Genomic DNA, 13,486 nt, shown 5'->3' with positions numbered 1-13,486 from the left:
AATTGAGAAGTATTTTTTAGTTTTCAATCTCAAAAGAGGAGATTCTTTCCTTTGCGATTAATGCGTCGTGCTGAGTTCCTATTAATCTAGTATAAGCTAAAATTAAATATTGATTTTCAGTTGCAGCATGAGAACCACTGATTCGATTTTTATCTAAAACACCATCAGATTTCCATACATATTTATAGTTATAAAAACCTTGCTTTATTAACCATGTTCCTTCATATACCTCATAGCTAGGGTTGTATGTTAATTTGTATTCATCTTTAATCTCGTAATTTGTAAATTTTCCGTAAAGATATATTTCTTCCTCTTGTAGTGTGTATTGTTTCGCTAGACTAAAGTAAACTTGCGTATAATCTGATTCTATGTCTGGATTCGCACCTTGAACCGTATTGATTTCAAAATCACCATTAATGTCTGGGTTTAAGGTGTATGGATAGTTTTTTCTTTCGGGATCCGTAAATAAATACGTTTGGTAAATATCATCCAGTTCAACATGGCTGATGCTGGGATTTACAACCCGACTGTCTTTTGTGTCGAAATATAGAAATTCATTTCCTCCTTCAAATTGCAAGGGAGAATCATAACGGAAATGTAGTTCTCTGCCAATTACATATTGAGGTTTGGTTATAATTTTTTGAATATCCCATTGATCGTTTTGTAGGATAATTACTTTTAAATCTTTGTTTTGATTTCTCAAATTAAAGCCAACGGGCTTGATCGAAAATTGAATAGTTTGATTTGTCATATATTGTTCCAATTCTCTACTTCTAAATACCCCTGCTTTAATGGAGGCAAGGTTTCTGTAAATTAAAAATTTTCTTGTAAACATCAATTCATCCGAACTGTTGTAAATTGACAAAAGGTAATTCCCGGAAATTTTAAATTGAGTGTTTTCATTAGGGAGTGTCAGCTTGTAATGTGTGTAGCGTTGTAAAGTTCCAAAAGAGCTTTGGATGTTAGTTATGCGAAGATTATCGTAACCTTCTAAGAATTCATTTTTAAATAAAGAAGAAGGAGTCCAGTCATGATTGTAGTACGAAATAGTGTAATAATAATCATTTTCTTGCGCCAAAAGGTCATCAAATTCTAAAGTAAAAGTTTCTCCGATTTGTACCAGAGGGAATTGTTGTTTTGAATCTTGAGATTTAAAAGAAATACTTTTAAGATTTTCTGATAAAGTAGTTTCGTTTAACGCTTGTGCATTCGATAATAAGAGGGTAAATGCACTAAAAAATATGAGTGAAATGGGCTTTAGGGCTTTCATATCACGAAGATACAACATCTTAGTTAATTTATTTAACAAGTAGGTTAACTTGGTTCAACGTTAAACAAGTTGTTTAGAATGAGTATAAATAAAATAAATTCCTTTAAAAACCATTTTTACTACTCTTATTTAATTAGTAAATTTGCGTGATTTTTAGAATTTAATAATTCATTTCATGTCCAAAGACATTCAGATCCATAAAGGATCAAACTTAAACTTAGAGGGAGAAGCTAATAAGATACTGGTTGACTTACCAGCTCCTAAAACATTTGCCCTAAACCCAGATGATTTTTTTAACCTAACACCTAAGTTAGTTGTAAAAGAAGGAGAATCTGTTAAAAAAGGTGCACCATTATTTTTTTCAAAAGAAAACCCAAGAATCATTTTTTCTTCTCCAGTTGCTGGAGAGGTTACATCGATTGTAAGAGGTGCTAAACGTAAAATTCTTCAGGTATTGATTACCTCAAATGAATCTAACGAAGTAGTTTCTCATGAGGTTTCTAATTTTGAATCATTAGATTCAGATGCGGTGAAGGAAATTCTTCTGAAGAGTGGAAGCTGGCCTTTCATTAAGCAACGTCCTTACAATACAATCGCTCAACCAGAAGACAGTCCTAAGTCAATATTTATTTCAACTTATGCTACTGCTCCACTTGATGTAGATTATGATTTTCTTTTGAAAAACAACAAAGATGATTTCCAAAGAGGAATTCAAGTTTTGAAAAAGTTAACCACAGGTGACGTGAACCTTTCAATAGATAGTTCCTTTAAAGGCTTCTTCGAAAAAATTGAAGACGTTAATTTAATTGGAGTTTCAGGAGCTCACCCAGCAGGTAACGTAGGAGTTCAGATTCATAAAACAGATCCTATAAACTATGGGGAAAGAGTATGGGTTGTAAACCCAGAGGATGTTGTTAATATTGGAATTTTATTCTCTACAGGTGAATTCTCTGCACAAAGAACTCTAGCTGTTGTTGGTTCTTCAGTCGAAAAACCACAATATTACAAAGCAACAATTGGTGCTTGTTTAAAGCCATATCTTGAAGCGTCTAATCTAGACGATAAAGAAGAGTTTAGAGTTATTAACGGTGATGTTTTAAGCGGTTCAAAAACTTCTGCAGACGGATATGCAGGTTTTTATAATAACTTAATTTCTGTTATTCCAGAAGGGAATCACTATAGAATGTTCGGATGGTTACCTTTTGTAGATAATCACGTTCCGAGTATTTCTAAAACATCATTATCCTGGTTGTTTGGATCTAAAAAGGCAACAGTAACTACAAACCTAAATGGGGAAGAGCGCGCTCTAGTAGTTACAGGAGAAATGGAAAAAGTTTTTCCAATGGATATATTCCCGATGCAGCTAATAAAAGCCTGCTTGGTTGAAGATATAGAGCGAATGGAAGCTCTTGGTATATACGAAGTTGTTCCGGAAGATTTTGGATTGATTGATTATGCTTCTACTTCAAAAATTGAAGCACAAGATATCATCAAAAAAGGGATTGAGTTAATGATTAAAGAAGTAGGATAAAAACAAAACGTATGAGTTTTTTAAGAAAAAAAATTGACCAAATTAAAAGACCTTTTGCAAAAGGTGAAAAATGGGAAAAGTTTGCTCCAGCGGTTAATGCATTTGATACATTTCTTTTTGTACCAAATCATACAACCCAAAAAGGGGCTCACGTTCGTGACGCAGTAGATTTGAAACGTACAATGGTAACTGTTATTCTTGCCCTGGTACCGGCTTTAATTTATGGAATTTACAATACTGGATATCAGTATTTTATTCAAACTGGAGAAGCATTCACATTCATAGACGCATTCATTCATGGAGCATGGAAAATTGTTCCAATGATTATTGTATCCTATGCAGTTGGACTTACCATTGAATTTATTTTTGCAATTTACAGAGGACACGAAGTTAATGAAGGGTATTTGGTAACAGGTCTTTTGATTCCAATGATTATGCCGGTTGACATTCCTTTATGGATGGTTGGTATTTCCACTGCTTTTGCAGTATTAATTGCTAAAGAGGCATTTGGAGGAACTGGGATGAATATTTTAAATCCAGCGCTCACTGCTCGTGCTTTTGCATTCTTTGCTTATCCTACTTATATGTCAGGAAATAAAGTATGGGTTTCTGAGGCTTCAAATGTAGATGCGATTTCTGGAGAAACTATTCTGGGGTCACTTGCAGCTGGTAGCGATGTATCCTATTCTATGTTAGAAATGTTCCAAGGTTCTATTCCTGGATCAATTGCTGAAACTTCTGCCCTTTGGATTGGAGTTGGAGCTTTAATTTTAATTTTAACCGGTGTTGGAAGTTGGCGAATTATTATTGGAGGTATTTTAGGAGCATCGATTATGGGATTCTTATTTAACCTCTGGGGAGCGAATGCTTTGATGAGTTTTAACTGGATGAATCACCTAGTAGTAGGTGGATTTGCTTTTGGTATTGTTTTCATGGCTACAGATCCTGTTTCTGCTGCTCAAACCAATAAAGGAAAATGGATCTATGGAGTTTTAGTAGGTATATTCTGTATCCTTATTAGAGTATTTAATCCTGCTTACCCAGAAGGAGTAATGCTTGCAATTCTTTTAATGAATGTATTTGCTCCAACAATTGACCATTATGTGGTTGAAGCTAATATTTCTAAACGTAAAAAACGTTGGGCAAACGCTCAATTAAAAACAGCATAATCATGAACAGAGATAGTAATTCTTATACCTTTCTTTTTGCAGCGATAATGGTTTTTGTAGTAGCCTCTTCATTGGCTTTTACAGCAACTTCATTAAAAGACAAGCAAAATGAAAATGTTCGTAAAGAACAAATGCAAAATATTCTTTCTACAATCGGAATAGAAACCGATCGTGATGGTGCAGAAAAATTATACAATCAATTCATCACACAACAATTAGCTCTTACCTTGGAAGGTAAAGCTGATGAAGAAGTTAATGCTTTTAAAATTCAATTAGGTACTGAAGTAAAAAAGCCAGTTGAACAACAACGCTTTCCGCTGTATGTAGCAGAAGTTGAATCAGATAAGTTTTATATTGTTCCTTTAAGAGGAGCTGGACTTTGGGATGCAATTTGGGGTTATATTGCTTTAGAAAGTGATATGAAAACAATCAAAGGTGCTGTTTTTGATCATAAAGGTGAAACTGCAGGTCTTGGAGCAGAGATTACACAAAAATGGTTTCAAGATCGTTTTGTAGGAGAAACCATTACAGATGATAATGGAAACTTAGTAGGAATAGCAGTATCTAAAACCAATAATGATCCAAACGGAACAGATAAAACAGATCATGAAGTAGACGCAATTTCTGGAGCTACAATTACTGGAGATGGTGTAACCGATATGATTTCTGAGCGTCTTGCTCATTACACACCATACTTCAAAAATACTGCTGCCAACCAAGCTAAAGCTGAAATTCAAGAAGATACGGAAGAAGTACTTGCTGAAGAAGCACAAATAATTGCTTACCAAAACTAAGATTATGAAGCAAAAAAACACACCGCAACAAAAGCCAAGTTTGTTCTTTGTTAATAAAGACAGAGAAGCTTTGTTTTCTAAAAAAAATAGAGCACTATTATCCGACCCAATGGACGATAACAACCCAATTACTGTGCAGGTACTTGGAATATGTTCAGCGTTAGCAATTACGGTTCAATTAAAACCTGCAATTGTGATGAGTATTTCGGTTGTTGTTGTTATGGCAGCATCAAACGTAATCATTTCATTATTAAGAAATCTAATTCCTAATCGTATTCGTATTATAGTACAACTAGTTGTTGTAGCTGCAATGGTAGTACTTGTGGATCAGGTTTTAAAAGCTTTCGCTTATGACGTATATAAAGAGCTATCGATTTTCATCGGACTAATAATCACAAATTGTATTGTAATGGGTAGACTGGAAGCATTCGCTTTAGCGAATACTCCCTGGAAGTCTTTCTTAGATGGAATAGGTAACGCAGCTGGATATGGTTTTATTCTTATCGTAGTTGCTTTTTTCAGAGAATTATTAGGTTCAGGAAAATTATTTGGTTACCAAGTTGTACCAGACTCACTATACGCAATTGGATATGAAAACAATGGTTTAATGTTATTGTCTCCAATGGCATTAATTACCGTAGGAATTTACATTTGGATTCAGCGTTCTAGAAACCGTAAACTGATTGAAAAAAACTAAGACATGGAACAATATTTTAATTTATTTATAAAAAGTATTTTCATTGAAAATATGATTTTTGCTTACTTCTTAGGGATGTGTTCCTATCTAGCAGTATCAAAAACAGTAAAAACAGCAGTTGGTCTTGGTTTTGCAGTAATTTTCGTTCTTGCGATTACGGTTCCAATCAACTTTCTTTTAGACACTTATTTACTTAAACCAGGTGCACTCTCTTGGTTAGGTTCAGAATACGCATCAATTGATCTCAGCTTTTTAAGTTTTATTATGTTCATCGCTGTAATCGCATCAATGGTTCAATTAGTTGAGATGATTGTAGAGAAATTTGCTCCTGCTCTTTATGGGGCTTTAGGTATTTTCTTACCCTTGATTGCAGTTAACTGCGCAATCCTTGGAGGGTCATTATTTATGCAGCAAAAAGATTTTGGTGGAGTATTAGAATCAGGAGTATATGGACTAGGGTCCGGTATAGGATGGTTTCTGGCAATTATAGCGATAGCTGCTATTAGAGAAAAAATAACCTATTCTAACGTTCCAGCACCTCTAAGAGGCTTAGGTATTACGTTCATCATTACTGGATTGATGGCAATTGGATTTATGAGTTTTATGGGTATTAAATTATAAGATCAACGTATGGATTATACTATTATTTTAGCGAGTGTTGTTGTTTTCTTACTAATCATTTTTTTGTTGGTAGGTATGTTGTTGGGTGCTAAAGCAAAATTAATGCCTTCCGGGCCTGTAGCTTTAATGATTAATGGAGAAAATAGCATTGAAGTTTCTTCTGGGAGTACTTTACTTACAACCTTAGGGAATAACAAAATATTTTTACCATCTGCTTGTGGAGGAGGTGGAACATGTATTCAATGTAAATGTCAAATTACTGAAGGGGGTGGAGAAATTCTTCCTACTGAAAAACCTCATTTTTCTCGTAAAGAGATCGCAGAAGGATGGCGTTTAGGATGTCAAGTAAAGGTTAAAGAAAACATGGTTATCCAAGTTCCAGAAGAAGTTTTTGGAATAAAAAAATGGGAAGCTACTGTTGTTCGTAACTGGAACGTTGCCTCTTTCATCAAAGAATTTGTAGTTGAACTTCCAGAGGAAATGGACTACAAAGCTGGTGGATACATACAAATTGAAATCCCAGAGTGTGAAATTAAATATTCTGACATTGATATCTCTGCTCACCCAGAGGAACACCCTGGAGAACCAGATAAATTTAAAATGGAATGGGATAATTTTAATTTGTGGCCATTAACCATGAAAAACCCTGAGTCAGTTGAACGTGCTTATTCAATGGCTTCTTATCCTGCTGAAGGAAGAGAAGTTATGTTAAATGTTCGTATTGCTACTCCACCATGGGATAGAGCAAAGAATGGATGGATGGATGTTAATCCAGGGATTGCATCTTCTTATATTTTTGCGAAAAAACCAGGTGATAAAGTAACCATATCTGGACCGTTTGGTGAATTCTTTATTAATCCATCTGAAGCTGAGATGCTTTACGTAGGTGGAGGAGCTGGAATGGCTCCAATGCGTTCTCACTTATACGAATTATTCAGAACCCTTAAAACTGGTCGTAAAGTTACATTTTGGTATGGTGGGCGTTCTAAAAGAGAATTATTTTATTTAGATCACTTCCGTGCTCTGGAAAAAGATTTCCCTAACTTTAAGTTTTATGTTGCACTATCTGAGCCTTTAGAGGTTGATAATTGGAAAGTAAAAGATGGATTAGATGGAGAAGGTGATGGATTCAAAGGTTTTGTTCACCAAGTTGTAATAGACAACTATTTATCTAAACATGAATCTCCAGAAGATATCGAAGTTTATTTCTGTGGACCACCCCTAATGAATCAAGCCGTAGAACGTATGGCTGACGATTTTGGTATTCCACCAGAAAATGTTCGTTTTGACGACTTCGGAGGATAGTATATAAAAGGTGGTTCATTAAGAACCACCTTTTTTGTTTTGAAAGATAAAAGTAAATTAGGGAGAATGGAAGAATTAACAGAACAGCAATTGCATAACTTAGCAATGGAAATTGTAGGGAAACGAATGGAAGAAGAAGGGTTTGAATTTATGACTGTTAATTCTGAACTTAAAAAAGACCCTCAATTCGTTTGTTTGAAAGATAAAAAACTACATTTTGTTATTGTTAGGGCTATTTCTTATCCAAATAATCCTTTAAAATATGATTCAACTTTTATGGAAACAGTTCGAGCTCACGCAGAAAAGTTTGAAGCAAAAACATATTATGCTGGCGTAGGTTTAGCTCACGCAGATAACTATGAATTACCAATTAAAAAAAACGACTCTTATGCAATTAATTTTCAAGGACTCCAAAAAATTGAACCTGATGCGTAATTTATTTTTTTCACTGCTCTTATTTTTAGTTTATTCCTGTGAAGATGAAAATCAAGTTCAGGTTCACCAAGGGTATGCATTAGGAACTACCTATACAGTTCAGTATCGTCCAATAAACACTTCAGTTGATGATGTTCAAAATGGGATAGATTCCTTGTTTACAGTGATCAATAAATCTATGTCAACTTATATTCCTAATTCAGATATATCGAAAATTAATCAAGGAGATACAACTGTAGTTGTTGACATTCATTTTAAAAATGTTTTTTCTAAAGCAACAGAGGTATGGGAACTGACAAATGGTTTTTTTGATCCAACAGTTGGGGCATGGGTTAATGCTTATGGTTTTGGACCTGAAAAGCCAGTAAAGTTATTAACCGATGAAAAGAAAATACATCTCTCAAAAATTACCGGGTGGAATCATGTTAAGCTTAATGATAACCTTAAAGTGACTAAAAAGTTTAAGGAGACTTATATAGATTTCAATGCTTTAGCTAAAGGGTATGCTGTTGACCTTATTGGAAATTATATTGCTAGCTTAGGTTCTTTAGATTACCTAGTGGAAATAGGAGGTGAGATTGTTGCTCATGGAATTAGCCCTAAATCTGGAAATCCATGGCGGATAGCTATTGATGATCCCAAGCAAAAAACTGAAAGAAGATCAATTCAGCAACTTACCTTAACCAATGAAGCAATTGCTACTTCAGGAAACTATAGAAAATTTCGTATTGATTCTTTAACGGGAGAACGTTATGTTCATTCTATAAACCCTTTAACTGGGGAGCCCGTTAAATCCAATGTATTAAGCACTTCAGTTAAGGCAATCGATTGTATGACTGCTGATGCTTATGCTACAGCCCTAATGGTTCTTCCTTTCGAAAAAAGTAAAGTTTTAATAGATCGTCTTCCAAATATTGAAGCCTATTGGATTATCGCTTCAAAAGACACTATTCAAGAATTTTATTCTAGAGGGTGGAATAAATAATTTAGTTTTTTACCGCAATCGGAATTCTTTCCTTTTGCAAAGCATATTTAACAAAATCTTTCTCCGAAATTTTAGCCTGTAAATCAAAAGCGGTAGTGCTAAAACCAACTCCCTCTAGCCGTTTGTAATAATCTTTTCCATATACTCGGACGTGGTCGTATTGTCCAAAAACACGAGTACGCTCCTCCTGATCAACAATAGAATCATCTTCAAATGTATGTTCTCGACTCTCGTCTAATGGGACTTGAAGTATTGCAGTTCCTCCCGGTTTAAGTATCCTGTAAAGCTCTTCCATTGCTTTCTTGTCGTTTGTTATATGTTCTAATACATGGTTACATAAAACCAAGTCAAAAGCATTGTCATCAAAAGGTAAATCACATAGATCTGCTTTTACGTCTGCTAAGGGAGAATATAAATCTGTTGTAGTATAATTCCAATGTTTAAAGGATCTGAATTTTTTGTAAAAAACTTGTTCTGGAGCTACATGTAAAACATCAATTTCATCATTTAATAATGAGGTTTCGTTATTCAAATAAAGCCAAAGTAGCCGATGTCTTTCTAAAGAAAGAGTTCCAGGACAAAGAGCATTCTCTCGGAGGTGTTGATATCCATAGGGGAGGAATTTTCTATAAGAACTTCCATCAATCGGATCAATAAAATTATTCCCTTTAAAGTATAGTTTTATGAGTGGTCTAAACCATATACTCAGCTGAATCAACCAAGGTCTGGGGACAAGGTTGATTAAGGTTTTCATAAGACTAAGTTTTCTTTTCTAAATGGGGTTTCTTCGTCACTGGTAATGCCCAGTGCTTCATATATGTATTGAAATGTGGATAGTAACTCTGGTTTCCCGTCAACTAAAGCTACATTGTGTTCAAAGTGTGCACTCGGTAAACCGTCTGCTGTTAGAATTGTCCACCCATCGTTTAATTGTTTAATCCTATGTGTACCTCTGTTGATCATAGGTTCTATTGCTAAAACCATTCCTTCTTGAAATTTTTTACCACGCCCTCTTCTTCCATAATTTGGAACTTCTGGGCCTTCATGCATTGTTGTTCCCAAACCATGTCCGACTAATTCTCTTACAACACCATAACCTGCACTTTCTGCATGATTTTGAATGGCATAAGCAAGATCTCCAATTCTGTTTCCCGATTTAAATTCAGCAATACCTTTATACAAAGATTCTTTGGTAACATCAAGTAACTTTTGGGTTTTTGGATCTATTTCACCAACCGCAAAAGTATATGCATGATCTCCATAATACCCATTTTTTAGGGATCCACAATCAATCGATATAACGTCTCCTTCCTGTAATGGTTCTTTATTTGGAATTCCATGTACAACTTGAGCATTTGGACTCATACATAGGGTGTTTGGAAAGTCATATAGTCCTAGGAATCCTGGAATTGCTCCATGATCTCTAATGCAAGTTTCAGCAAGAGCATCTAATTCGAGTGTGCTAATACCTGGTTTTATTTCCCCGGCTAACATTCCTAATGTTTTGGATACAATTAATGCACTTTCGCGCATCAACTCAATCTCCTCGGCATTTTTTAAAACAATACTACTCATTCTGCATATGCGTTTTTGTATGGAGCTCCTTTTAAAATAGTAAAAATGTCTTGCTCCAATGATACTATAGGAAATTCTACTATTCTATTTAATTCCTCATCATTTTTGTTAAAAATCAAGGTGGGGACATAGGCTAAGTTAAAAGGCTTTTCTATACCATTAGGAGTATCTTTATCTTCAGAAACAGCTATGAGGTTTATCGAGTCAATTGGATACCCCGCTGTTTCAAGAATCTTGATCATTCCTCCAACCTCACGTTCACTATCTTCACACCATGTTCCCATAATTAATGTAATAGAAACATCTTTCAAAAGTGGTTTAATCTCTTCTATTAAAGCAGGATCAACTTTATAAAAATCATATTCTTTATTATACCAGCTAGAAAAATGTTTAAGCTGCGCCAAACTTATTTTACCTACAAGAATATTCTCTCCTTCTAAAGTCTTTCCTTTAAGACTGTCTGGAATAGTAATCTCTGGTACTTTCTTTTCAATTTTTTTAACCTCTCCGCAATTGATCAGAAAGGAGCATATTAGCAGTATGAGTACGTTTTTCATTGAATTAAAGAGTTTTGGGTCATTGCTCCTGGTTTTTCTATTCCCATTAGATCAAGAATAGTAGGAGCTAAATCTCCAAGAACTCCTGAAGCGATATTTTTTTTATGATTGTCTACTAATATAATTGGAACCGGATTAGTTGTATGAGCTGTGTTTGGACTCCCATCAGGGTTTATCATCGTTTCACAGTTACCATGATCAGCAATTACTAGTATTGCATAGTCTTGAGTTAGAGCTGCTTCAATTACGTCTTGAGCACAAGTATCAACAGTTTCACAAGCTTTAATGGCTGCCTCAATGTCACCCGTATGACCCACCATGTCCGGATTTGCAAAGTTTAAACAAATAAAATCGGCCGTTTCTTTTTGAATTTCAGGAATAATTGCGTCTTTAATTTCATAAGCACTCATTTCTGGCTGTAAATCATAAGTAGCTACCTTTGGTGAAGGACATAAAATTCGTTCCTCTCCCTTAAAAGGTTCTTCTCTCCCTCCATTAAAAAAGAATGTAACATGTGGATACTTTTCAGTTTCGGCGATACGAATTTGAATTTTTCCTGCTTTAGAAATAGTTTCACCTAGCGTATCCGTTAGATTTTCTTTATCAAAAATAACCTGAACATTATTGTATGAGCTATCATAATTTGTTAATGTAACATAATGTAAATTAAGTGGAGTCATCCCTTGCTCCTCAAATGGTTTTTGAGATAATGCCTGAGTTAATTCTCTTCCTCTATCCGTTCTAAAGTTAAAAAAGAGTACCACATCTTCATTTTCTAAAGGCGCTAGGGGAGTGCCATCAGCTTTTTTAGCAATTAAAGGCTCAATAAATTCATCTGTAATCCCTTGATCATAAGAACTTTGTAGAGCAGAAGCGAAGTCATCTACTAAAGTTCCTTTTCCTTTAACTATAGTGTAATAAGCTTTTTGAACTCGATCCCAACGTTGATCGCGATCCATTGCAAAATAACGACCTACCACAGAAGCTATTTTACCCGTAGTTTTTGCCATTGCAGATTCAATATCTTCGATGAATTTTCTTCCAGATTGTGGATCAACATCTCTACCGTCAGTAAATGCATGAAGATATACATCTTTCATTTCCTCAGAAGCAAGAACTTCCAATAACGCTTTTATATGATTTATATGAGAATGAACTCCGCCGTCAGAGACCAGACCCATAAGGTGAATTTTTTTACCCTTACTTTTAGCATATGCAATTGCATTTTTCAATACAGCTTCATCTTTAAGTGTATTTTGCTCAATCGCTAAATTTATTTTAGCTAAATCTTGATAAACAATTCTTCCTGCTCCTAAATTCACGTGTCCAACTTCACTATTTCCCATTTGACCTTCTGGAAGTCCAACGTGTAAACCGTCGGTTCTTAGGCTGTTATGAGAATAATTTTCATATAAACTATCAATAAATGGAGTTTTTGCTTGATCAACTGCAGATACAGATGGATCTGGAGATTTTCCCCATCCATCAAGAATCATCAAAATTGTTTTTTGAGACATAAAATATTTTTTCACAAATATAGCAAATATGTCAATGAAATTGCCCCTTAAAGAATTCTAACCTATCTTTAAACTTTCTAAAATAATTTATTTGAATAAAGGAATTGTTTATCGTTCGACTGGAAGTTGGTATCTTGTTAAAGATGCATCAGGAGTTTTTTATTCTTGCCGTATAAAAGGTAAGTTCAGGATTCAAGGAATTAAAAGTACAAACCCAATAGCAGTAGGAGATCGGGTTGAATTTGATGTTGTTGAAGAAGGTTCCGAACTACTAGGAATTATAACCGCAATTGAGCCAAGAGATAATTATATCGTTAGGAAGTCGGTTAATTTATCAAAACAGACTCACATTATTGCATCTAATATTGATCAAGCTTTTTTATTAATTACCCTTAATAACCCTCCTACATCTTTTCCTTTTATAGATCGATTCTTAATAACAGCAGAGGCCTATCATATTCCAGCAGTTTTATTGTTCAACAAAATGGATACTTATTCTGAAGAAGAAAAGGCAGAAATTGGTTGGATGCAGAGTGTCTATGAATCTATTGGATATACTTGCTATAAAATTTCTAGTTTTAATGAACTGGATGTAAAATTAATCGCAGGATTAATGGAAGATAAGTCCTCTATGTTTACTGGACATAGTGGGGTTGGTAAATCAACACTTCTAAATTCAATTTCACCGGATTTAAATTTAAAAACAAAAGTTATTTCGGAGCAACACCAACAAGGTCAACATACAACAACCTATGCAGAAATGTTTGACTTGGAGGGGAATGCAAGAATTGTAGATACTCCAGGGATTAAAGGATTTGGGGTAGTGGATATGGAACCAGAAGAACTTGGTAATTACTTTCCTGAATTTTTAAAGATTAAAAATAACTGTAAGTTTAACAATTGTCTCCATACAGACGAGCCAAAATGTGCAGTTAAAGATGGTGTCGAAGATGAATCCATTCCTGCATCTCGTTATAAGAGTTATATTCAATTATTAGAAGATGATAACGCATATAGAAGTTGATTTTTT

The 13,486-nt window shown here is 34.6% G+C and carries 14 protein-coding genes; 9 read left to right on the top strand and 5 right to left on the bottom strand.

Annotated features, from left to right (window positions below):
- Positions 1 to 16: 16 nt before the first annotated feature.
- Positions 17 to 1,270, bottom strand: a complete 1,254-nt coding sequence (locus NG655_RS07870; protein ID WP_252158775.1) for a type IX secretion system plug protein — start codon at positions 1,268 to 1,270, stop codon at positions 17 to 19.
- Positions 1,271 to 1,445: 175 nt separating this feature from the next.
- Between NG655_RS07870 and NG655_RS07865 the strand changes: the two genes are divergently transcribed.
- The 8 genes from NG655_RS07865 to NG655_RS07830 all read left to right on the top strand — a co-directional run bounded on the left by NG655_RS07865 (position 1,446) and on the right by NG655_RS07830 (position 8,807).
- Positions 1,446 to 2,801 carry a Na(+)-translocating NADH-quinone reductase subunit A gene (locus NG655_RS07865; protein WP_252158774.1) on the top strand — a complete coding sequence of 452 codons (1,356 nt, stop codon included), beginning with the start codon at positions 1,446 to 1,448 and terminating at the stop codon, positions 2,799 to 2,801.
- An 11-nt stretch (positions 2,802 to 2,812) separates the two neighbouring features.
- Complete coding sequence (locus NG655_RS07860; RefSeq protein ID WP_252158773.1) at positions 2,813 to 3,970, top strand: NADH:ubiquinone reductase (Na(+)-transporting) subunit B; 1,158 nt, start codon at positions 2,813 to 2,815, stop codon at positions 3,968 to 3,970.
- A gap of 2 nt (positions 3,971 to 3,972) precedes the next feature.
- Positions 3,973 to 4,764: a Na(+)-translocating NADH-quinone reductase subunit C gene (locus NG655_RS07855; protein ID WP_252158772.1), complete on the top strand. Its 792-nt coding sequence runs from the start codon at positions 3,973 to 3,975 to the stop codon at positions 4,762 to 4,764.
- A 4-nt stretch (positions 4,765 to 4,768) separates the two neighbouring features.
- Entirely contained in the window at positions 4,769 to 5,461 is a 693-nt protein-coding gene (locus NG655_RS07850) for an NADH:ubiquinone reductase (Na(+)-transporting) subunit D (RefSeq protein WP_252158771.1), read from the top strand.
- A gap of 3 nt (positions 5,462 to 5,464) precedes the next feature.
- Complete coding sequence (gene nqrE / locus NG655_RS07845) at positions 5,465 to 6,082, top strand: NADH:ubiquinone reductase (Na(+)-transporting) subunit E (protein ID WP_252158770.1); 618 nt, start codon at positions 5,465 to 5,467, stop codon at positions 6,080 to 6,082.
- 9 nt (positions 6,083 to 6,091) lie between these two features.
- Positions 6,092 to 7,387 carry an NADH:ubiquinone reductase (Na(+)-transporting) subunit F gene (nqrF, locus tag NG655_RS07840; protein ID WP_252158769.1) on the top strand — a complete coding sequence of 432 codons (1,296 nt, stop codon included), beginning with the start codon at positions 6,092 to 6,094 and terminating at the stop codon, positions 7,385 to 7,387.
- Between the two features lie 66 nt (positions 7,388 to 7,453).
- Positions 7,454 to 7,822 carry a Na(+)-translocating NADH-quinone reductase subunit F gene (locus NG655_RS07835; protein WP_252158768.1) on the top strand — a complete coding sequence of 123 codons (369 nt, stop codon included), beginning with the start codon at positions 7,454 to 7,456 and terminating at the stop codon, positions 7,820 to 7,822.
- A complete protein-coding gene (locus NG655_RS07830) occupies positions 7,815 to 8,807 on the top strand; it encodes an FAD:protein FMN transferase (RefSeq protein WP_252158767.1) in 993 nt (330 codons plus the stop codon). Before NG655_RS07835 ends, NG655_RS07830 begins: the two co-directional genes overlap by 8 nt.
- A gap of 1 nt (position 8,808) precedes the next feature.
- On the opposite strand, the gene NG655_RS07825 is transcribed toward NG655_RS07830, so the two are convergent.
- From NG655_RS07825 to gpmI, 4 genes are read right to left on the bottom strand one after another with little or no spacing between them, the layout of a single operon-like run.
- Positions 8,809 to 9,561 (bottom strand): class I SAM-dependent methyltransferase, encoded by a 753-nt coding sequence (locus tag NG655_RS07825; RefSeq protein ID WP_252158766.1) that lies wholly within the window; start codon positions 9,559 to 9,561, stop codon positions 8,809 to 8,811.
- Complete coding sequence (map, locus tag NG655_RS07820) at positions 9,558 to 10,382, bottom strand: type I methionyl aminopeptidase (protein ID WP_252158765.1); 825 nt, start codon at positions 10,380 to 10,382, stop codon at positions 9,558 to 9,560. Before map ends, NG655_RS07825 begins: the two co-directional genes overlap by 4 nt.
- Positions 10,379 to 10,939: a thioredoxin gene (locus NG655_RS07815; protein WP_252158764.1), complete on the bottom strand. Its 561-nt coding sequence runs from the start codon at positions 10,937 to 10,939 to the stop codon at positions 10,379 to 10,381. The genes map and NG655_RS07815 overlap by 4 nt, the downstream gene beginning before the upstream one ends.
- Positions 10,936 to 12,456 (bottom strand): 2,3-bisphosphoglycerate-independent phosphoglycerate mutase, encoded by a 1,521-nt coding sequence (gpmI, locus tag NG655_RS07810; protein WP_252158763.1) that lies wholly within the window; start codon positions 12,454 to 12,456, stop codon positions 10,936 to 10,938. The genes NG655_RS07815 and gpmI overlap by 4 nt, the downstream gene beginning before the upstream one ends.
- 91 nt (positions 12,457 to 12,547) lie before the next feature.
- Between gpmI and rsgA the strand changes: the two genes are divergently transcribed.
- Complete coding sequence (gene rsgA, locus NG655_RS07805) at positions 12,548 to 13,480, top strand: ribosome small subunit-dependent GTPase A (protein ID WP_252158762.1); 933 nt, start codon at positions 12,548 to 12,550, stop codon at positions 13,478 to 13,480.
- Positions 13,481 to 13,486: the final 6 nt, after the last annotated feature.

Source organism: Candidatus Arcticimaribacter forsetii, from assembly GCF_910589745.1.
GTDB classification, from domain to species: domain Bacteria; phylum Bacteroidota; class Bacteroidia; order Flavobacteriales; family Flavobacteriaceae; genus Arcticimaribacter; species Arcticimaribacter forsetii.
Note: the sequence above shows the minus strand (reverse complement) of the source record. Positions and strands in the feature narration are given on the sequence as shown.